15 protein-coding genes, 1 tRNA gene and 4 pseudogenes are annotated in these 19,714 nt (G+C 59.9%); 11 read left to right on the plus strand and 9 right to left on the minus strand.

Translation table 11 applies throughout. The features are described 5' to 3' along the window. Nucleotides 1-257: 257 nt before the first annotated feature. Nucleotides 258-698, minus strand: a complete 441-nt coding sequence (locus NLM33_RS35240) for a VirK family protein (RefSeq protein ID WP_254103092.1) — start codon at nucleotides 696-698, stop codon at nucleotides 258-260. Between the two features lie 630 nt (nucleotides 699-1,328). On the opposite strand from NLM33_RS35240, the gene NLM33_RS35245 reads away from it, so the two are divergent. Then, complete coding sequence (locus NLM33_RS35245; RefSeq protein ID WP_254103093.1) at nucleotides 1,329-2,126, plus strand: hypothetical protein; 798 nt, start codon at nucleotides 1,329-1,331, stop codon at nucleotides 2,124-2,126. 1,632 nt (nucleotides 2,127-3,758) lie between these two features. Here the strand turns inward: NLM33_RS35245 and NLM33_RS35250 are convergent. Together NLM33_RS35250 and NLM33_RS35255 are read right to left on the minus strand one after the other, a co-directional pair. Beyond that, entirely contained in the window at nucleotides 3,759-4,145 is a 387-nt protein-coding gene (locus NLM33_RS35250; protein ID WP_254103094.1) for a response regulator transcription factor, read from the minus strand. Between the two features lie 84 nt (nucleotides 4,146-4,229). Beyond that, nucleotides 4,230-4,901, minus strand: coding sequence for a response regulator transcription factor (locus NLM33_RS35255; protein WP_254103095.1), 672 nt, complete (start codon nucleotides 4,899-4,901; stop codon nucleotides 4,230-4,232). A 434-nt stretch (nucleotides 4,902-5,335) separates the two neighbouring features. Between NLM33_RS35255 and NLM33_RS35260 the strand changes: the two genes are divergently transcribed. The 6 genes and pseudogenes from NLM33_RS35260 (at nucleotide 5,336) to NLM33_RS35285 (ending at nucleotide 10,306) form a co-directional block, all read left to right on the plus strand. Then, nucleotides 5,336-5,518, plus strand: coding sequence for a hypothetical protein (locus NLM33_RS35260; RefSeq protein WP_084801912.1), 183 nt, complete (start codon nucleotides 5,336-5,338; stop codon nucleotides 5,516-5,518). Between the two features lie 1,382 nt (nucleotides 5,519-6,900). Next, the gene (locus tag NLM33_RS35265; RefSeq protein ID WP_254103096.1) at nucleotides 6,901-8,334 is read left to right on the plus strand and encodes an MATE family efflux transporter; all 1,434 of its coding nucleotides are present in this window, start codon (nucleotides 6,901-6,903) and stop codon (nucleotides 8,332-8,334) included. A gap of 343 nt (nucleotides 8,335-8,677) precedes the next feature. Then, nucleotides 8,678-9,112, plus strand: a pseudogene (locus NLM33_RS35270) (DJ-1/PfpI family protein); the annotation flags it as partial. A gap of 3 nt (nucleotides 9,113-9,115) precedes the next feature. Next, a pseudogene (locus tag NLM33_RS35275) lies at nucleotides 9,116-9,400 on the plus strand (transposase); the annotation flags it as partial. Between the two features lie 254 nt (nucleotides 9,401-9,654). Further along, nucleotides 9,655-9,942, plus strand: coding sequence for a type II toxin-antitoxin system ParD family antitoxin (locus NLM33_RS35280; protein WP_254103097.1), 288 nt, complete (start codon nucleotides 9,655-9,657; stop codon nucleotides 9,940-9,942). A gap of 7 nt (nucleotides 9,943-9,949) precedes the next feature. Further along, nucleotides 9,950-10,306, plus strand: coding sequence for a type II toxin-antitoxin system RelE/ParE family toxin (locus tag NLM33_RS35285; RefSeq protein ID WP_254103098.1), 357 nt, complete (start codon nucleotides 9,950-9,952; stop codon nucleotides 10,304-10,306). Between the two features lie 70 nt (nucleotides 10,307-10,376). Here the strand turns inward: NLM33_RS35285 and NLM33_RS35290 are convergent. After that, a tRNA-OTHER gene (locus NLM33_RS35290) sits at nucleotides 10,377-10,441 on the minus strand. A gap of 300 nt (nucleotides 10,442-10,741) precedes the next feature. Between NLM33_RS35290 and NLM33_RS35295 the strand changes: the two genes are divergently transcribed. The 3 genes and pseudogenes from NLM33_RS35295 (at nucleotide 10,742) to NLM33_RS35305 (ending at nucleotide 13,660) form a co-directional block, all read left to right on the plus strand. Beyond that, nucleotides 10,742-11,068, plus strand: coding sequence for an HU family DNA-binding protein (locus NLM33_RS35295; protein WP_254103099.1), 327 nt, complete (start codon nucleotides 10,742-10,744; stop codon nucleotides 11,066-11,068). A gap of 1,078 nt (nucleotides 11,069-12,146) precedes the next feature. Further along, nucleotides 12,147-12,707: pseudogene (locus NLM33_RS35300) on the plus strand (DUF932 domain-containing protein); the annotation flags it as partial. Nucleotides 12,708-12,766: 59 nt separating this feature from the next. Next, a complete protein-coding gene (locus NLM33_RS35305; RefSeq protein ID WP_254103100.1) occupies nucleotides 12,767-13,660 on the plus strand; it encodes an ArdC family protein in 894 nt (297 codons plus the stop codon). On the opposite strand, the gene NLM33_RS35310 is transcribed toward NLM33_RS35305, so the two are convergent. Genes NLM33_RS35310 through NLM33_RS35330 form a run of 5 tightly spaced genes read right to left on the minus strand, consistent with a single transcriptional unit; the run spans nucleotide 13,661 to nucleotide 18,876 of the window. After that, complete coding sequence (locus NLM33_RS35310; protein ID WP_254103101.1) at nucleotides 13,661-14,119, minus strand: TetR family transcriptional regulator; 459 nt, start codon at nucleotides 14,117-14,119, stop codon at nucleotides 13,661-13,663. Next, complete coding sequence (locus tag NLM33_RS35315) at nucleotides 14,106-15,233, minus strand: hypothetical protein (RefSeq protein ID WP_254103102.1); 1,128 nt, start codon at nucleotides 15,231-15,233, stop codon at nucleotides 14,106-14,108. Before NLM33_RS35315 ends, NLM33_RS35310 begins: the two co-directional genes overlap by 14 nt. Then, nucleotides 15,161-15,970, minus strand: a complete 810-nt coding sequence (locus NLM33_RS35320) for a hypothetical protein (RefSeq protein WP_254103103.1) — start codon at nucleotides 15,968-15,970, stop codon at nucleotides 15,161-15,163. The genes NLM33_RS35315 and NLM33_RS35320 overlap by 73 nt, the downstream gene beginning before the upstream one ends. 4 nt (nucleotides 15,971-15,974) lie before the next feature. Beyond that, on the minus strand, nucleotides 15,975-17,741 hold the full coding sequence (locus tag NLM33_RS35325) for a site-specific integrase (RefSeq protein ID WP_254103104.1): 1,767 nt from the start codon (nucleotides 17,739-17,741) through the stop codon (nucleotides 15,975-15,977). Next, the gene (locus NLM33_RS35330) at nucleotides 17,734-18,876 is read right to left on the minus strand and encodes a tyrosine-type recombinase/integrase (protein ID WP_254103105.1); all 1,143 of its coding nucleotides are present in this window, start codon (nucleotides 18,874-18,876) and stop codon (nucleotides 17,734-17,736) included. Before NLM33_RS35330 ends, NLM33_RS35325 begins: the two co-directional genes overlap by 8 nt. Nucleotides 18,877-19,053: 177 nt before the next feature. Here NLM33_RS35330 and NLM33_RS35335 point away from each other — a divergent pair. Beyond that, nucleotides 19,054-19,695: pseudogene (locus NLM33_RS35335) on the plus strand (DUF932 domain-containing protein); the annotation flags it as partial. Nucleotides 19,696-19,714 lie beyond the last annotated feature (19 nt).

Here is a 19,714-nt window from a genome sequence, read left to right on the forward strand (position 1 = left end):
GCCTCTATCGGATCCCTGTATGCGCCGAAAACGCTATTTTGATGGGAGTGCGAGGCGAGGCTTGGCCTGAACTCACGGTCGGCGGGTGATCGCGCCGACGCAAGTTCTTCGTGTGGCGACCCACTACCAGAAGACGACCGGAAACCAACTGGTCGCCGCACGTTCGCAACTACCATGTTGGCTCCGATGAGGTGTCCACACGGCGTTGATCGGCGGTGGCAAAAGCGCACCACGCATCGTGCGAGTATTTCTTCGGATTACCAGACGAACTTCGCGCCGTCCGGCAGTTCGCAGACAAAATCACCCTGGTTCACGACTTCGGCCGCCCCGGCCGCCAGCTTGGAGGCCCGCACCGTGAGCTTGCCTTCGCGGCTGAGGCTGTGGCGAATGTATTCCGTAACCGGGTGTCCGGAGATGTCCACGGTTTGATGCGCATTGGCGAAGCTGATGCCGCGCTGGTCGCTCACCCTGAAGGCGCTGATAGTCAACCCGCCCTGCACGGCCGGCCCGGGCTTGCCGCCATCGACAGTGGTACAGCGGCTGAGGTCCAGTATGAGCTTCACATCCTTGCCGCCCTGCAGGGCACTGAGCACTTCGGCGTATTTCGGCGAGGGCTCATCGGCCTTGGCGATCGTGCTCATGCTGGCAGCCATAAACAAGGACAACAGGATCGGCAGGCGTCTGCCACTGAACTGCATATACTCTTCTCCTTCAAAACAACCACGGGTTGGGCAGGCAGCACCTTTCCCGATGTCGTTCTCGCAAGCAGCTCGGCGGATTCTAGACATCAGACAGGTCGCGCTTGGACAACAACATGTGGCGCAAACGCACGCAAGCGGTCGCGAAGGCTAACCTAACGTCACAAACTCGTACGGAAGGCTTCCGAAGTGGGGTGACGACTTGTGGCGTCCTCCGCGGGCTCTTCTGGTTCGGCTGTAGCGTTTCGAAAGGACGAGCCGTAATGCGAGGAAGACTCATACAGTCGAGAGGCCAGGTGAGGGCTCTTATAAGAGTGAGCGGAAGAGTTTCGGACGAGTCGTCAATCAAGAAATGCGGCGACGACTCGCTAGCTTATTGGTTAGGTGGCCACGTAGACGTCGGTGCCGCGCAATCCAAATCAAGGCCATGCGCCGTCACGGCGGACCGTGTTTGGACGGAGAAACTCTAATCTACACGGCAAGCTGCGTCTGAAGCACGGAACTATTGTTTCTTGCTCTTGCCGGCGAATAATTTGTTCTCCGGTCGTCGCGATGTGCGAAGGGGCTTGAATCGAGCGTGGCGTCAAGTTGTAAACAACGCGGGAAAACGCTGGCCATGAGACCTCAAAAATGACAAAATCGTTTCTCGTCATGCATCTTGACGCGGGATCGACTGCAGGCAGGACTGCGGAATTCACGCCATGGCTTGACTGGGCCAAGCCCGCGCTCCGGGCGGCCGCGTTCGTTGTCTCGTCTATATCTGCTATTGCGCCGTACGCCACGCAGGCTGCGCCCGCGACCGACAGTCTGAATTGGTCATCCAGTACCCAATCGAACGGCGCTTCCGCCGTCACCGCCAAGCAGTCGATCTTGCCGTTCTGGGACACTTGGATCGGCGCCGACATGACTGTGGCGCGCCAGCCCGCCACGATGTTGGATTTGCTGGCGGAGAAGGCCGCTAATGGCGGAAACGTGCCGCAATCCTCCGGCAACATCTGGGCTGTTGCGACCGCGCCCGGCGCAGGTGTCATCTGGGACAAAACAGTGGTGGAGGCGCGCGTCGATCCGGGCGCGGAGAGCAGCAAGATCGGCGCCTCGCTCACCAGGGCGGTGCCGCTGCCCAACGTACACTCGCTGACCTTGCAGATCGACTGCAACGTGCTTCAGCAGGGGAAGATGTCGCCCTTCGGCATCGGCGGACAGGTAAGCAATTACGAGACCCATCAATCGGCCAAAGTCACAATCGGAAGGATCGGCACCAGCTTTGTCGTCGGCCAGAGCATGTCGACCACTGACGATAAATGGCTGCGCACCTTTGGCGCAGAGCAGAAGCTTTTCGAGGGTGTCACCATCGCGAGCTCAATCGGGGAAACCGCGCAAGGCACGACCAACATGAGCTTGACGGCGGGATTCAAGAAGAGCTGGTGAGGCGTCGACGAGTTTTTGGAGTGGTGACCTTTCCGAGGTCAGCGCGACGACTTCATGTTCATCGATGAGCGCGTTTCGCCTGGTGAAACGGCAACGCCGCCCGCTTGAAATAACGGCGGGCGGCGTTACTCAGGACGCGGGAGGGTGGTGCAAAATCCCGGTAAACAATGGGTCTGCACGTCCTGTGCCAAGGTTTATGTCTCGGGCCGAGATACCCGCGCGAGGGGTTTGGATAAGGAAGCCGCACGTGGCCAAGCTCCATCTGACTTTACCAGTCACTCTGTCCTCGGACGGAGATGCTGATCATCATATACGAAAGGTTTCGCGCGCGTGCGCTCTGAGGACGAGATGCGAGCCGACGAGACGCAGCTGCGGCCGCTCGGTTTTGCATCCCTTCCTGCCGTTCGGTCGGTGAAATAAAGAGTGGGGCGGCACCGACGTCTGGATCGGGAGATGCGCCGAGTCCGCCCCAGCATCACCTGGGAGGTGGTGATGCGGCTTTGAACGTAGCAAACAACCCGACGCTGCAGCACCTGCAGCTATCTCATGCCAGGATGGCCCCGATGAGGCTTGAATCGCACGCGGCGTGAAGTTGCACGTTGTGAGCTTTTATGTGTCTGTCTGAGCAGACATGAAAGCCGCGCAAGATGACGATAACGAGAAACAGGTAGGCAGGTTCGACGTAGCGAAAGTGATCGCCGGGGATCGAACATCAGTCAGCCGTTCCACGATCGATCCTGCCCCTTCTCCCACCCGCTCAACCTCGGCCTGCCGTGTCTGTGCAAAGTCGATAGTGCATCCGACTTTATCCTCGATAGGATCCGGCTGCCAGCTCTCGATCCTCGTTCTGAGTCTGACAGCGCTTCACAAAGTGTGAGATCCAAAACACCGGGCGATTGTCCTTGCGAGCTCATGCGAAGCGCAATCACGCGCTCAATGCACGTGAGGCGCGTTGGCACGGCCCTTGCTGTTTCTCGCGGTGGGCCAACAGAGGCCGATTTGAAGGAGCTGAACATGAGCAGCACGACAGCATCTTGGGCTTACGGAGAGAAAGCGCCGATGCCTCGCCGAGAACAGAGCACGTCAAAAGAAGTTCGTGGCTCTTTGACCAGCGGTGGTTTTGGGACCCTGCCGCCGGATACGAAAGTTGCGGCTGGAGCGGCCAGGGTGGGTGAAGAAATCGGGCGCAGCACTGCGGCCTAAGCAGGGCCGCAACTGCAGTACCGCTGACCTCGCCTTGCCCCTTGACGGCAGGGCGAGGAAGCGCCTCCACGTTGCATCTCGGGGAACTTGGCAACCGTATGCGGTTGCTCATTCGTCACGTAGGGAAGGATTACCTCATCGGCGAGATAAACAATCCCCAGGGGAGCGCGGTGATGTCTTGTGCATAGTCATTGCAAAGCAATGGAAAATACTGCGATTTCGGGGGAGATCCGGTGGGGATTTGAGAGCGCGCGCATGGATCCTTGTTTCATGTGGCCCTTGGTCGGCCCCGCGCTCAACACCTTTGCCGATCTCGCTCATCATGAATGGCTGCGTGACCGGATGGTCATCGCAGAATGTGGCCGATCAACAACGCCGTTGATTTCAAGATAAACTGGAACCAGTGAAGTGGTGGACACGGCTGAGGCGTCATCCGCTTGGACCGTCCGATCCCTCCAGAGCAATCTTTACGCATTTGATCAAGGCTTGCGTGACAAGCGGTTTGGCAAGAAACCCGATCGCGCCGGCCTTGATCGCGCGGGCGCGCACTGCATCGTCCGGAAAGGCCGTGATCAAGATGAAAGGCATGTGATGGCCCAGGCGGCGCACGTGCCTGAGCAGGTCAAGTCCGCTCATCGCCGGCATCTGGATGTCCGAAATCACGCAGGACGCCTCGTGCAATTCCGCCGATTGCAGGAATTCAAAGGCGGAGGCAAAGGTTTGGACGCTATATCCGCACGACGTCAGAAGGTTGGTCGTTGCGGCGCGAACGGATGGATCATCGTCGATGACCGAAATGACAGGTGGCGTTGACAAGATGACTGCTCATGATCGGGGAACTACTTGCCGCGGCTGCGGCCGCACGAAAGTGGGGGCACGGCATAGGATTGAAAAGCATACTTAGGTTTGTACGTCGCCCTTCGGGCGGGAGATTCCGAGCGCTTCACTCATTTTTATCAGGTCAGCCAGCGACTTGGCCCGCATTTTGCGCATGACCTGCCCGCGATAGATCTTGACCGTAATTTCCGCAAGGCCAAGCTCGCCCGCCACTTGCTTGTTCAACAGGCCAGATGTGACCAGGGGCAGAATATCGCGCTCGCGTGGCGTTAGGCTTTCGAAGCGGGATCGCAGGTCGGAGACCGTTTTCTCAAGGTCGCGCCGCTTGCGATCTCTTTCGATCGCGGCCTGGACCGCGTCGAGCAGGTCCTGCTCGCGTACCGGCTTGGTCAGGAAGTCAACCGCACCGCTCTTCATGGCCTGGACGGTCATGGGAATATCGCCGTGACCTGTGATGAAGATGATGGGAGTGTGGATGTTAGCCTTAGCGAGATCGGACTGGAGCTCGAGGCCGCTCGATCCCGGCAGACGGATGTCGAGCACGAGGCAACTCGGCAGCTCTGGCGGGTCGGCTTGCAAAATTTCGGCTGCAGAGCCGAAAGCCTCGACCTGGAGGCCCACCGATTCGAACAGATTTGTGAGAGCCTCGCGCATCGAAGCGTCGTCGTCGACGACCAGGACGATGGCGTCATCAGGACGTGTGCGCGACCGCATCTCTTGCGAGAGCTCACTCATGATGCATCCTCTGGCTGCAAGCGCGGGACGATCCTAAATGTCACGCCGTATCTCCGGTTAGAAATCGAAAGAAAGTGCCTTGATGCCGGCCACAACTGTCTGTGCGGCCGAATTCGCCAATTTCGTAGGCAGCCAGGCCTGATCGCAAAACTTCCCATATTTCGACTATATGGACGATTCGTTTGCGGCAAAAGGACGATGCAGGCCCGACTGGGCTCCTGTTGTTGGCGGTCGAAGGGTCTTGCTGCTCTGGCGCAAGCGGCTACGGTTTGGAGGGCGCGAATTCCGCGGGGCCCCGACCGGTACTCTGAAGCCCGCGGAAATTCCCCGCTGCATCATGCTTGTGCAATATGGCGGTCGTCGGCGCTGGCGAGGCCCGGCCGACTCAGGTTAAGCAGCCGTCATCGATCAGTCCAACGCGCTGAAGGAATGAAATGGTCGCTGCCGCTCCAAAACTTCCCGCTTCCGGTTTTGCTCTCGAAGTGGATGGTCGATTGAAAGCTGAATTTGCGACCAAAGACGGGGCCTGGGCCGGAGCGAAGGAGTTAAAGCAGCGATTTCCCAGGCTTCAGGTCAGAATTTATGATGCTCAGACAAAGTCCAGAGAGGAAGTCTAGCTTTCGCGCCTGACTTTCCCGCTTTCGTTTTTTGCTGCGCGTGCGGCTGGCCGCATCGGGCCTCATATAAACCGAGCCGCGTCGCGTCTCGGTACCGGCTTCGATCCCGCGCGCTCAAGGTTGTGTCCCTCGCCGAAGGCACTCGGGTCCCGGGGGGCCGGCGGGTTCCGCGTCGGCGTATGTAGGGGCGCGCCTGCCGGTGCCTTTTTAAGCGATTTTGAGGACTGTCGTCGATCCTTGCGTCCCTCCAACGGGTGACGCCGTCCTGCGCGCCTGCGGCTGCCGCCCTGGTGGGGTGCCGCGCCTAGCGCTTTCTCTTGCACCACACCGATACATTCTCCCGGCCGCGCTGCAGCTCCACGTGTCAAGGAAGACCAGCGAGGCGGCAAATTGGATTCTCCGCTTTTTGTCGGATCCCTGCCGACAGAGCTGAAGAGAAGAAGGTTGCGGCCCCGCGATCTTGCGCGAACTCTTTTTTTGTTCGAGAGCAGAGTGGGACCGGTGGAGGGGTTTCCGCGACTGTTTGAGGGCGGGCCGAAAGCGAGCCTTGCGAGGCTCCTCGCCGATCGCCGCGGAGTATCGAACGATCAAAGCTATCGCTCTCCTATTCTTTCTCAGGCGACATGGTCTTCAACACAGCGGGTGCTGAGCCAGCCCAATATTCGACGCATGAAGGCTGACGCTTCAAGCCATTGGCGAAAGAGCATCGTGCGGCGCCCTTTGCAGGCTCAAAAGATCCGACCGGTCGATGCCGAAGAGAGGACAGTGTTGGGCCACGCCTGAACGGTTTGCCTCAAACCACTGCAAGATCGAGATCACGTATCCCTGATGGCGGCTGTCGGATTTCTGACGTGCTGTCAGAGCCGCGACACGTCCGCTTCAGCGGATCGCCTTCTAGTTCAAGGCTTTCGCGTTGGCACGAGCTTTGAAGAGAGAAACTCGTTCAGGACGGAAGTTCAAGGATTCACAGTGACCGACGATATCAATTACCCGTATGCGAGGAACGTGACTTCGGGACATTTAACGCCGCTACCCTTTTGGCTGCGCGCTCTTGCGAGATTTTCCGGCTAAATCGAGCACGCCGGGATCCAATTCGCACCGATACCCGTGTGCGATGTTGATGATCGACCATTTCGGTGTGTCGGCCAGCAGCCGCATCTCCCTCACACGAAGGCGGTGCCGCTGGCGGAAGTGACGGAGCTGCTCTCATCAGTCGGCGAGCAGCGGGCGGCCCTCGAACTCAATGCGGATATATCGCGCGCAATCGCTGATGTGAGCTCGCCTCAGTAGTCATCGCGAGTTTTAGGGCAGGGAAGCGAATTCTCTTCTCTCTGACGCAGAAATTGTGGGGCCGGCAAAACAAACCGGACAGCGTTATTTCTATGGACAAACTCGTCGAAAAGCCCCAGCTGACCTTCCAGGACAAACGGACGACATGGGGGAAATACCATCACTTCGCTGTCGAGCTTGCCGAAGTTGCGAAGCTCGCATGGCCGATGGTGTTGACGCAGCTTGGGCAGGTCGCGATGATGACGACCGACCTTGCCTTGATCGGGCGCATCGGTCCTGAGGCGCTTGCTGCAGCAGCGCTGGGGGCCACGATCTTCCTCATTGGCTTCACTCTTGGCGTAGGTTTGCTGGCGCCGATCGCGCCCCTGGCAGCCCAGGCGTTCGGGGCGGAGGATCTTACCGCGGTAAGACGCACGCTGCGCATGGGACTCTGGGCGGCGCTGCTGCTATCGCTCCCGATCACGGCATTCGCGTTTCACGGTGAGCAAATACTGCTCGCTTGCGGCGAAGCGCCCGACGTGGCGCGGCTTGCACAGCAATACCTGTTCGGACTAGCCTTTGGCGTGGTGCCGGCACTGTGGTTTCAAGGTTTCCGCAACTTCATGGCCGCGGTCCACCGGCCGCAGCCGGTGTTGTGGATTACGCTTGGGGCCATTCCCTTCAACGCCCTCATGGCTTATCTCTTGATTTATGGGAGGCTGGGCCTGCCGCCGCTTGGCCTGTTCGGGGCCGGTCTTGCAAGCACCTTCGTGAACTTTGCGATGTTGCTGGCCGTTCTGTGGTTTACCACAATGCGTCGCCCTTTCCGAGATTATCACGTCCTTGCGCATTTCTGGCGTTTCGATTGGCCCTTCATGCAGCGGTTGATCGTGACCGGGATTCCGATCTCACTGATTGTTTTGCTGGAATACGGATTGTTTTCCGCCGCGGGGCTGTTGGCCGGACTGGTCAGCGTCAGCGCACTCACCGCCCATCAGATCGCATTCCAGGTCGACTTGATGTTGTTCGTGGTTCCACTAGGCATCAGCACGGCGGCGGCCGTGCGCGTTGGCCATGCAGTCGGCCGCGGTGACGGTCCCGGCGTCAAAAGGGCAGGGCTGATCGCTCTACTGCTCGGCATTCTGGCTGCTGCACTGCTGACGATCGCGGTCGTCGCGATGCGTTTTCAGATTACCGGTCTTTTTCTGGACCAGACGGCTGACGGCACCAGCGCGACGACAGAACTGGCGGCAAACCTCCTTTTGATCGGCGCGAGCTTCTTTATCAGTGATGCCGCACAGCACATTGCGGCGGGCGGTTTGCGCGGACTGAAGGACACCCGCATCCCGCTACTGTTCGCCTGCATAGCCAATTGGGCGATCGGCTTCACCCTTAGCTACGTGCTTGGTTTGAAGATCGGGCTTGGCGCCATTGGTATCTGGATCGGATTGTCAATTGGGACGACCGTCTACGCGGGCTTTCTCGTTTTGCGTTTCCTGCTGCTGGCGAGCAGGTTTGCCCTTCAGAGGTGTCCGTCAATCTCGTAAGTCAGGTTATTGCCAGTCAAATGCTCGGGACCATCAACAAGGTTGGCTTAGCTCGCACTATTACTTGTTGTGGCGCTATGATGTCCTGCGTCGCATTTGCCGCGAGGGAAAACCGCTCCGCACTTTCAGCCCAACGCGGCCCTTCGGGTCCGGATTAGGTGTTTAGTCCACGGTATTCTATCCCACAACTTGCTCATCTTTGCGCGCACACTCCGACGGCAGCGTGCGCGAGCCGCTCGCTCGACTGCGTTAACCGGTTAACACCAAGTCCCGTCCGCCGGCTGTATCCTTGCCTTGGGCGCCCAAAGAGCGAGCGCTGGAAGCAATGAGGGGAGGCTAATGCATGAGCGGCAAACGCATTCTGATGATCGTCGGGGATTTTGGTGAGGACTACGAAACAATGGTCCCGTTCCAGGCCCTGCTCGCCGTCGGCCACACGGTACATGCCGTCTGCCCCGGCAAGGCCGCAGGTGACACAATCGCGACGTCGATCCATGATTTCGAGGGCCAGCAGACCTACAGCGAAAAGCGCGGCCACAATTTCACGATCAATACAACATTCGCCGAAATCGATTGCTCAACTTACGACGCGCTCGTGATCCCGGGGGGCCGGGCTCCCGAATACCTTCGCACCGATGAACGGGTGATCGAGCTGGTGAGATACTTCCTCGATGCCGAGAAGCCCGTCGCCGCAATCTGTCATGAGGCGCAACTCCTTGCAGGCGCCGGCGTGTTGAAGGGGCGCACCTGTTCGGCCTATCCGGCCTGCCGCGTCGAGACGATCCGGCCGAAGAAGCACAAGACCACGGGATCGAATGACCTGTTCCGGGCGCGGCTGGACCAGATCATCAACATGAAGCACGAGCTGGTTCTGCTCGCCGGCAAGGTCGATTGGGACTGGATCGACGGGGAGATCGCACCGCTCTACAGCGAGAACGGCCGGCCCGGGATCGAGACCCGCTTCATGATCGGGCTTTTGCTGCTCAAGCACATTTATGGGCTGTCCGATGAGGGGGTGTGCGAGCGCTGGGTCCACGATCCATATTTCCAGTTCTTCACCGGCGAATGGTTAGGCAGAATGGCGTCAATCGATGGCGGTTGCCGCAGCTCGCCTGGGAAAGAACAAGCTACTTTAATGGGAGCGCCACGGCCGATGAAGATGGGCACTACTGCTTCGCCGTGGCGCTATGATGGAGCAGCCGAAACTGCGAATGACGATTCCGCGCGGTGGTTGCCAAGTGCACGCGCCAACATTCCGGTTGAGGCGATCCGGATCATGGCATATTATGCCATACGCTCCACTTTCGAACAAGGACGCCAATGCCCACAAGAAATGTCGTGCTGACCGAGCGTCAAGCAGAACTCCTTGAGACCCTCGTCAAGTCCGGCCGCTATCAGAACGCCAGCGAAGTGCTGCGCGATGGATTGCGGCTCGTGGAGCAACGCGAGGCGGAGGATGTGGGCAAGCTGAAGGCCTTGCGGGCAGCGGCTCGCGCCGGTGCAGGCGCGCTGGATCGAGGAGACTTCAAAGAATTTGGAAGTATCGAGGAGTTGCAAACCTTTTTGAATGACCTCTCGGAGAAGGTCATCTCCCGAACCGCCGAATAAAGCCCTCATGGCCGACCAGAGATGGCGCGTTCGTCTCGGTGCTGCCGCGGAAGTCGACTTTGCCAACATCCTCAAATGGACCACTGAGAATTTTGGCGCGCGACAATCTCGCGTCTATCGGGACATCCTTGTTCAGGCGATTGGCGAACTTGCTGACGGTCCCAATGTAGCGGGCTCCAAGGCCCGGGACGAGATCATGCCAAGCCTTCGCACGCTCCACGTTGCGCGGCGTAGCCGTCGGGGGAGCCATTTCCTGATGTACCGGGTCGCGCCGAACAGCACGATCGAAATCGTGCGCATCCTTCACGACAGAATGGATTTTCGACGCCACGTCCCGTCTGACCCCGACGAGAGCGCCGAATAGAGCTGTCGTATCGCAGGGAACGCCGGCGCGCATCTGGATGTGCCAGCGCGCTCTGGCGTAGAATTGTAATTGGCGCGCCCGACACGATTCGAACATATGAACCTCCGGAGCTCAATCCAGTTGAGCTACGAGCGCATGCTTGCACGCGGTTCTCGCAAGCGTGAAGCGACGAACGGTCTCTCACAAGCCTTTGAGTTTCAGACCTTTTCAAGGGCGGGGAATCTATCCCAGCCGACGTAAGAAGTAGGCGGGATGTCGCGAACACCTCGAACGGATCCTTGTATTTTGCCTTCCAATAGGTTTTAAGCCCGTCACCTCATGACCTCGGCGTGAACGAAAAGCGATTCGTGCAGTTTTGCCGTGCTCGAACAAAAGCAACCAAGCCAGCGTAGTTCACGCATTTGAATCGATTTGCGGCTTTCAAAGGAATCCACTATGGCCAAGATGACCAAGAACCAGCTCATTGACGCGATTGCTGAAGGAACTCAGATTTCCAAGAGTGACATAAAGGCCGTCATCGAGCAGATGGCAACTGTAGGCTACAGAGAGTTGAACCAGTCCGGTGAGTTCGTCATTCCGGGCTTCGTAAAGATGTCGGTCGTCAACAAACCCGCCACTGAGGCCCGCAGCGGAGTGAATCCGTTCACGAAGCAGCCGATGCAATTCGCGGCCAAGCCAGCCAGCAAATCGGTTAAAGCGTCACCGCTCAAGGTTGCTAAAGACGCAGTGCGGTATGAAGAGGCTCCCGCTCTCACGGGCTAAATTGCAGTTGGACTGGACGGACCGGGGCATCGCCGCTCGACGGAAGCACTGGAGGCCACGGTGGATAGCCTCGCAAAGCGAGGTGCGTACTTGGCCTCAAAGGCCAGCAAAATGCAGCTACTCGGAGGTCCGGATACGCTCGCGAAGCAGGTCGAGGAGCGGGTGCAGCGATGGATTGCAGTTGGGGGCCGCCAATATCCGAAGCGGAAGTGACCCGGCCGACAACGGTAGAAATCGATGTAGCGGCCGGCCACGCTGTTTCCGAGCAGTCGCCCGTCGGTTTCTCATGACGATCGTAGGTAAGAAAGAAACCAAACGATAGCGATCGAGTCGTTGCCCAGACAGATGCATCCATTGTCATCCACAGAGTCGGCCCGGAGGAATTGAGGCTTCTGGTGAACTGCCCGAAGCATAACAGCGAAGATGCGCGAAAGCTTTACATACTTCGCCGCGATCTGTTCGAGGATGATTCCCGATCCCGACTCCATTCGTCCAGCAACAGGCAAGCCCTTTCGCCAATATCGACTGGGCCGAGAACGTGATGCTGACGAATGGCAACGTGAAAACCGATCTCCGGACAGTTCAGAATTTCGGACCCGGATCGCCGCTGAAGGGGGAGCAGTGGCCAAGAAGCAAAGCATTCCTAGGCGGCTGTTCAATACCGCGCGTTCGACAATCGCACATTGGATATGATCAATCTCTTTTATGCCGATCCGAGCACGTTCAATGATCCGCTCGACACGCGGCCATCGCTTTGCTGATTCCGCATGCGGACCTTCGTCGGCGCGCATCATATCGCTCCAAAAACGCGCGATGTATTCATCGACGGGCTTTGCTGGTCAGCACCCCATGGTTTGTCGTGTCCCTGCGGGACCGGGCTGTCGGCTGGCGCGGAAAACCCGGCTTGAGCCGGGTTTTCACCCATAAGCTTTCATCCCTGACAGAAGCTGCGGCGGCAGCGGAACTTCGTCGGCTTCGGCGACAGACGATGCAGGAGAGGAAGAGTGGAGCGGTGTTGGCCATGACGGGTTGAGGGCCGGAGGAGAGTCTTCCGGCGCCCGTCATGGAGATTGCCCCCATGAATACGCAGGTTCTTGATGCCCACCGCGATACAAGCGGCGGCTACAGAGTGGATGTAAGTCGCGGCGAGCGCGTCGATCGGGTGTCCTCGGAGTGGTTTTCCCGTCCCGCTGATGAGCGTTATCTCTCGCTCAACGAACTGGCCCGCACGGTGCGCGAGCGCACGGACCGCAGCAGGACGCGCGTGGTCGAAAGCGCGCTCATCCATGTGGAAGCAAGCCGTACCGACCCCGAGCGCTTGGCGCTGATGCTGCCCGGCTCGGACAAGCCAGTCGCGCCGACCCACTGGAGCTTCGGCCAGCTTGCAAGCCAGGTCGGCGCTCCATCCGCTTACCTACGACAGCTCCCCGCGGCACTCGCAGGCATCAACCTGCAATATGGTCTGACCGCCAATCGCGTCGAACAGATCAAGACGCTCGAGACCGAGGATAGCCGCGTTGAGCTGCGCGCCGTCACCGGCCCCGACTACGGGCGGATCTATGACCACGAGTTGGTCGAGGCCGTGCAGCGCATCGCCGGCAATGGCACGGGCGATACGCGGTGGAAGGTGCCGGGCTTAGGTCATGTTGCAACTGTATTCTTGAACGCTGAGACCTCCTGCGCAGGGAGGGCCTGATCATGGCGTTTCGAGATCGGGCCGATGTCTACGGCCGCATCACCGCCGAGATCATCGCGGCAATCGAGCAAGGTGCCGGCGAGTGGTGCGCGCCATGGTTCCACAACGGGACGAGCGCTGCCCGTCCGACCAATGTCGCTTCCGGCAAGCGCTACCGAGGCATAAACACGTTGGCCCTTTGGCACGCAGCCATGGCCGGCGGTTACGCTGATGGCCTATGGGGTACTTATCGGCAGTGGCAGAACGTCGGCGCGCAGGTACGCAAGGGAGAGCGCTCGACGACTGTGGTGTTGTGGAAGCAGATCGCTTCGTTCGAGTCGGCCGACGACGATGACAGTGATGATGGTGGCCACCGCCGGATGTTCGCCCGGGCGTTCTCGGTGTTCAACGTCGCTCAGGTGGACGGATATGCGCAGCCGCAGGCGGACGTCCTGTCGGAGAGCGAGCGCCTAGCGCATGCCGAGGCATTCATCGCCAACCTCGGCATCAAGACCGTCTTCGGCGGTTCGGAGGCTTACTACCTCCCGTCATCGGACACGGTGTTCATGCCGGACTTTGCTTCCTTCCGCGATGCCGCGTCTTTCTATGGGGTCTGGACGCATGAGAACGGACACGCCTCAGGGGCAAAGCACCGGCTTGACCGCGATCTCTCGGGCCGGTTCGGCTCGGCTGCCTATGCTGCCGAGGAATGCTGTGTGGAGATTCTCAGCGGGCTTATCCTTGCCGATCTGGGCATCGCCCACCATCCACGTGCCGATCATGCAGCGTATATTGCCTCGTGGATCGACGTGCTGAAGGATGATTCCCGCGCCATCTTCACGGCAGCCAGCAAGGCGCAGCAAGCGGCCGACTGGATGCACGCGCAGCAGCCAGCACAGCTTGAATCGGCAGCCTGATCAACGGTTGCGGGCGTTCGGCTTCGTGCCATGCAGATGCACTGGAGACCGCAACGCCCGCAGTTCCGCATCAAGTTTCGCGGCCCTTCTCTCGACGCGCGCAGTTGCCAGTTCTGCGTCCTGCGCGCACTTGAGCAACCTCGCGTTCTCGGTTGCTAGCCCGCGAACCTGCTCCCTCAACTCGATTGCGACGGCGCGCCAGTCCGTTTCTGGCGCTTCTTTTGGTGCCGCGGCAGCGTCGACCCGAGACGAAGCTGCTTGAAGCAACTCAGCAATGACATCGCGATGATTGACGTAGATCGCATTGCGTCCAATGCCCGCTTCACGCGCAAGGTTGGCGACGGATAGCTTCGCGTTTCCCTCCCGCGCCAACAACCGCGCCAACGCTGCGCGCAGGCGATGGGCAGTCGCATCCCGGCGCTTCTGCTGGGGCGTGATGCCCGTCTTATCGGCGGGCATCATCGCTCTCCCCATCCAGCCCCCGGAGGATTCGGTCACATTCGAGAATGCGCTCTTGGGCGAGTTTCCGGCTTTCACCGTCGAGGGCAGGATGCTCAAGCAACTGAGTATTGCGTACCTGCCGATCTTTCCACACGGCTCTATGGCGCTCGCTCACGGCGAAGTTGGCGCAGCGAGCGCATACACTCTGTGTTCGCAGGACTTCATTCGGACCATGGTCATCACCCTGACAGGCGGAATGCTCGCGACGATAGAGGCAGTAACCCCAGTCACACACGCCGAGCACCATCCCGCTGTCTTTCAGGATGAAGTCAATATATTCTCCGAGGTCGCCATCACGCGTGCGGCCCCGGAATGGTGACCGCGACGCGATCATGCGCCCGGCATGGCCTGACAGATTTGATGCCGTCAGAAGATCCTCCAGCGCTGCCCGTGTTTCCTTCAGGATCTCGTCGTTGATCAATTCGGCGAGTTCGAAGTCCGTACCCACATAAGCGGAATCGGTCATCACCCGGCTGACGTGCCCAAGATGCTCCTGGAGGGCATGAAGGCCTGTTCTGTCCCGCTTGCCAATGAAGCGTGCGAACGTCTTCCTTCCCTGATGCGCGTTCAGATGCCAAGGTTTTCCTTGATGGAGCGGCAGGTCGAGCATCTTTCGGAAGCTGCTGTTCAATCGAACGCCGAAGGTGCCGCTGTGCGGGATGCGGATCCGCCGTCGCAGCAAGGTCCGATCCCGCGTCAGCATCCACAGATTGCTTGTCTCAAGCTTCTTGCGGATCGGGGCTGACAGCCGCTCCAGTACGTCGACGGCGCGGACCACGGGTTCGGGTGCGATCCAGCGATGGGGCTGGCCACCATCGCCTGTCGCCATCTTGTATATCCGTCCGTGCAGATAGGTGACCTCCTGGCCATCAGGACCGATATGGCGCTCTATGCACCCTGCCTCGAGCCCGAGGATTTCCGAGACGCGGGCGCCAACGAGCCAGGCGATTACGACGAAGCAGGCATCATAGATGCGCTCGATCAAGGCGTGGACGTCCTTCAACTGGACGACCGGTGCGTGCCAGGGACAGTCTTCATTCGACAAGGTGGAGAACGAGAAGTCGTCGAGCATCTGCCGAGCTTGCTGTTCCCCCGCAGACGTCGGCCTGTCGTCAAGCCGGTAGGCATAGGCAACCGCCGCCAATCGCGGAGCGTTATCACATCCTCGGCCGCTGTGCCGATGAGCCGCAATGCACCGCCGATCAGCGCCGTTGCCACCTTGTCCGGTGTATAGGGGAGGCGTCGACCCTCTCGATCGAGACGGGGAAGTCGGGGGCCGCACTCATCCAGGAACCGCCGAAGATCATCGGGAACGCCGTCGACCAGTTTCTCCCGTTGAGCATGGAGGCGCACCAACGTAGACAGATACCCAGCCCGGGTGGCAAGCGACAGCGCTTCGCCCTTCCGCCCCGGTCGTTCCCTCAGCGTGGTTATGAACTGGGCGGCAGCATCAGCATCAAGCTCATTGAAGCGGTGATACCCTTCACTGACCATCCAGCAGACCAGAACGCGCATCTGGTTGAAGATCGAGATCAGGGAGCCAGGTCCAAGCCTTCGCTTGCCCGCCGGCGGGTCTGTTCTGAGCGACCACAGGAAGCATTTGACGGCCTCGCGCAGCACAGTCCATGCAGGGTCGCTGAACCGGCTGCCGTCAGGAAGTTCGAACGTCCAATCGATCGTTCGACTACAGTCGGTCACGCCTGGCCGGGTGAGGTCGAGGCGCCATGTGTCGTCATCCCAGCTCGAGGTCGAGGAGATCGAGCGCGGCAGGACTGAAGCAGTTCGTCGGTTCACTGCAACCTGAACCATCGTTTCACTCCAGCGCCAGCAAGGCGGGCAACGAAGGCATCAGGGCGCGCGCGTCACCATGAAGTTCGGTAGGGAAGTCGGGCAGGATATTCTCGACCAAAAGATCGTGGCTGGGCTTATAGATCACCGCCCACCGTTGCGGGTCGAGGCGCGTGCGCGCCTTCTCCAGTTGCTCTATCGTCAGAAGGATGCGCGCGAGATGCGCGGCATCGAGCGGTACAACCAAGCCGGGGCAAGACAGGCATCCGCCGAAGTGCGGGCAGAGCTTTTCCCCACCAGCCGTTGGATCGGAACAGCGATGGCCAAATGCCTCCGCGGCCGCCGGCGATGCAGGAGTACTTTTTCCGGACGCGCCAGGGGTGCCGAGGATCCAGGACAACATCATCGTTTGCAGTCTGGAGATAGTTTCGTGCTCGAGCGTTCGGCTTTGATCTCCCCTGATATAGCGATCCGTCTGTTCCGGACTGCCATGATTGAGCACGGTCTGCGCTGCCCGCACGTCGCCGCCCGATGCCAGATAGTGCTCGATGGCGACGCTGCCCCGGAACATCCTCGTGTGGAAGCTCGGCAGTGTCACGCGCGGCTGATCGGGATGATCAGCGTTCCACGCATCGATACGCCGGTTTGCACGCTCGACAAAGCGAGCCATGGCGCCTTCAAGGGTCGTGCGCTGGACGACGCTGATGTCCCGACCTGGCCTGCGCATCAGGAACAGCTGATCCCTTTCGCTCGCCGGTGCGCGCGCCGCCAGCGGCGCGGTCATTCTCAGCAGTTTGTCGATGAGGTTGGGCACCGCATAGCGCCGCCGGCGATCGAAGGACCGGCGCTGCGCCCGTTTAACGAGGTGTCCGGCACGGCCCTTCTGCCAGTCGATCATCGTCCGATGTTCGATCAAGGGATGAGGCTCGATGCAATCGCGGTCGATGAGCCGAAGTGCCTCGGCGTTTCCCGCCGTCTGGATCGCAATGGCTATGAAGAAGGGTGCCAGACAGTCGGGCGTCGCATGAAGGTGGCGTTCGAACCTGTCGTGCCCACCATGAAGATGCAACCTGCGACCGAACCAATCCGGCAAGGTACGACGCGATGGCATCACGCCACGACCGATGCGATGGATTTCTCGCAGCATCGCTTCAAGTCCATCAGGAGCGCCAGTTGTTGCCGAGGCTGCTAGGAGTCGCTGCCCTTCCTCGAACAGCGCCCACGCGTCGTCGATTTCTTCATAGCAGGCCCGCAAGATAGCCTTGAGCTGCGAGCCGGACAGCCGGCGACCTTCCTTCGACGCATGCCGTCCGGGGAACGGGTTAAAAGGGAAGGATGGCCGGACCGGCAGCAGATCGGATCGTCGCCTCGCTATCCACTCGGTCAGAAGTTTGACCGGCTGATAGCGATTGTGACGCAGGCCCAGAGCGCAGGGTTTCCCGGTTCGTGAAGGCAAGGCGTCCAGCCACAATATGTATCGGCCAAACAATTCGGTCGTTAAATCGGAAGGAGCCCGAACACTGCCGCCTTCAGCCAGGAAGCGGGCAAAGAACTTGAGTGCGTTCCAGCATTGGTGACGCGTGGCAGGTGACGACGCCGCATGATGCCCACGGAACGCCTCGGCATAGGGAGCAACAAGTTCGGCGGGGAGATTGAGTTGCCCCAGCTCGAACCGCTGCACTGCCGCGCCCCACGGGTCTCGGAACAGTACGATGGACCCGTTTTCGATCGCCACCGTTGGCTGGGCCTCATCCGATAGCCGACGGTCGATGCGACGGCGCTCACTACGCATCGTCGATCACCCGTCCGTAGAGATATTCGATCGCTTCGCCGATCTCCTCTCCATGCAATTCGACGCAGCGCAGATAAATTGCGGTCGTCTCGATCGAGGCATGCCCAAGCAGAACCTGGAGGACCTTGAGTGGATTGATGTCGGGATTGCGTTGCGCTTCTGCTTGCAGCCGCACCAGCATGACCATTGCGAAGGCGTGCCGGAGCCAGTGGACAGAGCCATCCAGCCCCGCTGTGGCAAAGCCGCGTGCGAACGCGGCCGACAGGCGGGCTTTGGTGATTGGCGCGCCACGCTTGTTGAGGAACAGCGTATTCGGCGGCGCGTAGCTTGAATCTCGCCGCCGCAACCGCGCTATGAGCGCCGCGCGATCTTCTCCGATATACCAGTTGGTGCGGTCGACGAGTCTCAGCGGTGGATAGATTGTGCGCCTTCGGCTCCCCTTCGTGACGGTGAGTGGGATCCCCACCAGCGGGTGATCCTCCTTGTGCAGCCTGTCGCTGCGGGGCACCTGATCCACGGTGAGCGCACACAGCTCCATTCGACGCATGCCGCTGGTCACAGCCCATTCCGCAATCATCCGATAGGGCATGTCGAGAGCTGCCAGCAACCGGTGAAGATCGCGGACGCGCAGCGGTCGAGGCAACGTTTCATATTCCGCGATCGTCAGCATATTTCCCGGCGCGGGCTTGCCCGCTGCGTGTGCAAGGAAGCCCTTTGACGCAGTTCTGACCGCCGGTGCGTCCCGATAGCTGAACGGGAGCTCGTCAATCATCTTGCGGCGATGCGCCCAGGCATAGAAGCGGCAGACCGACCGGACCCTGTCATTGATGGTCGATCGGGCAAAAGGCCTTCCTGTATATGGGCTCGGCCCCTCAAGCATCCTGTTCCGGTACGCCAGAATGGTACCTTCATCGACCTTGTCCCAGGACAGATCCGATTGCTCGAGCGTGTCGAACCAGTCGTAAAGATGCTCGCCATAAGTCCGGATCGTCTCCGGCGAGTGCGCCCGTAACTCAGCCTGCTCGATCATGTACGCGAAGGCAGGCTCGATGATCCGCATCTGATTGGACAGGAGAACGGGAAAATTGGGCGGGATTGGTGGATAGCCAGGAGCAGCACGCACGATCATCGCCATATCGCGCCTCCAACGGACTTTGGATTGGCGCCGCGCCGGGAAAACCGCTCCGGGCTTCGGCTACGCCTCCGCCCTGCGCGGCTTTCCCGGCGCAACGCTACCTGGAGATGCTTGATTCGGGCGTCTGCACGACTGTCTGATACAATACTATCAGGACAGTTCGGTGACGCGATCTATCCGGGCGTGCTCGACTGGTCAACCGGGATCTACAATCCCCGTGTCGACATTTCCAAGGACACGACCACCCTCTATGGATCGGACAGGGACGTCTTCCTTTTCCTCGTCGATGACCTCAACCCGATCGAAGCTGGTCGTCTCCGGGACGGCTCGCCTGACCTCTATTTCCGCGGCTTCTACTGCTGGAACTCGGAAGTCGGGGCGAAGACGCTCGGCATGGCGAGCTTCTATCTCCGTGCAGTTTGTCAAAATCGTAATTTGTGGGGCGTGGAGGACTTCGAGGAGATCACCATCCGCCATTCCAAATACGCAGCCTCCCGCTTTGCTCACGAGGCCGCTCCGGCGCTGCTGAACTTCGCCAACTCCTCACCCATGCCATTCGTCAATGGCATTAAGACCGCCCGCGAGCGGATCGTGGCACGCAGCGACGAGGATCGCACCGAGTTTCTGCGCCGCCGCGGCTTCTCCAGGGCCGAGACAGGCAAGGTGATCGACGCGGTGCTGGCGGAGGAAGGCCGTCCGCCTGAAAGCATCTTCGATTTTGTGCAGGGCATCACCGCCGTCGCGCGCGACAAGCCGCATCAGGATGCCCGCCTGGACATGGAGGCCAAAGCCAAGAAGTTGCTCGACCGGGTGGCGTGATTTTCGCGACGCCGGGCAT

The sequence above is a fragment of the Bradyrhizobium sp. CCGUVB1N3 genome, assembly GCF_024199925.1.
In the GTDB taxonomy this organism is placed as follows: Bacteria; Pseudomonadota; Alphaproteobacteria; order Rhizobiales; family Xanthobacteraceae; genus Bradyrhizobium.

Excerpts from the sequence above, each read along its gene's own strand:
- NLM33_RS35325 (WP_254103104.1), bottom strand. The coding sequence starts at position 17,741 with ATGCGTAGTGAGCGCCGTCGCATCGACCGTCGGCTATCGGATGAGGCC.
- NLM33_RS35320 (WP_254103103.1), bottom strand. The coding sequence starts at position 15,970 with ATGGTTCAGGTTGCAGTGAACCGACGAACTGCTTCAGTCCTGCCGCGC.
- NLM33_RS35315 (WP_254103102.1), bottom strand. The coding sequence starts at position 15,233 with ATGCTCGACGACTTCTCGTTCTCCACCTTGTCGAATGAAGACTGTCCC.
- NLM33_RS35305 (WP_254103100.1), top strand. The coding sequence starts at position 12,767 with ATGGCGTTTCGAGATCGGGCCGATGTCTACGGCCGCATCACCGCCGAG.
- NLM33_RS35240 (WP_254103092.1), bottom strand. The coding sequence starts at position 698 with ATGCAGTTCAGTGGCAGACGCCTGCCGATCCTGTTGTCCTTGTTTATG.
- NLM33_RS35285 (WP_254103098.1), top strand. The coding sequence starts at position 9,950 with ATGGCCGACCAGAGATGGCGCGTTCGTCTCGGTGCTGCCGCGGAAGTC.
- NLM33_RS35330 (WP_254103105.1), bottom strand. The coding sequence starts at position 18,876 with ATGGCGATGATCGTGCGTGCTGCTCCTGGCTATCCACCAATCCCGCCC.
- NLM33_RS35295 (WP_254103099.1), top strand. The coding sequence starts at position 10,742 with ATGGCCAAGATGACCAAGAACCAGCTCATTGACGCGATTGCTGAAGGA.
- NLM33_RS35260 (WP_084801912.1), top strand. The coding sequence starts at position 5,336 with ATGGTCGCTGCCGCTCCAAAACTTCCCGCTTCCGGTTTTGCTCTCGAA.
- NLM33_RS35255 (WP_254103095.1), bottom strand. The coding sequence starts at position 4,901 with ATGAGTGAGCTCTCGCAAGAGATGCGGTCGCGCACACGTCCTGATGAC.
- NLM33_RS35280 (WP_254103097.1), top strand. The coding sequence starts at position 9,655 with ATGCCCACAAGAAATGTCGTGCTGACCGAGCGTCAAGCAGAACTCCTT.
- NLM33_RS35245 (WP_254103093.1), top strand. The coding sequence starts at position 1,329 with ATGACAAAATCGTTTCTCGTCATGCATCTTGACGCGGGATCGACTGCA.
- NLM33_RS35310 (WP_254103101.1), bottom strand. The coding sequence starts at position 14,119 with ATGCCCGCCGATAAGACGGGCATCACGCCCCAGCAGAAGCGCCGGGAT.
- NLM33_RS35265 (WP_254103096.1), top strand. The coding sequence starts at position 6,901 with ATGGACAAACTCGTCGAAAAGCCCCAGCTGACCTTCCAGGACAAACGG.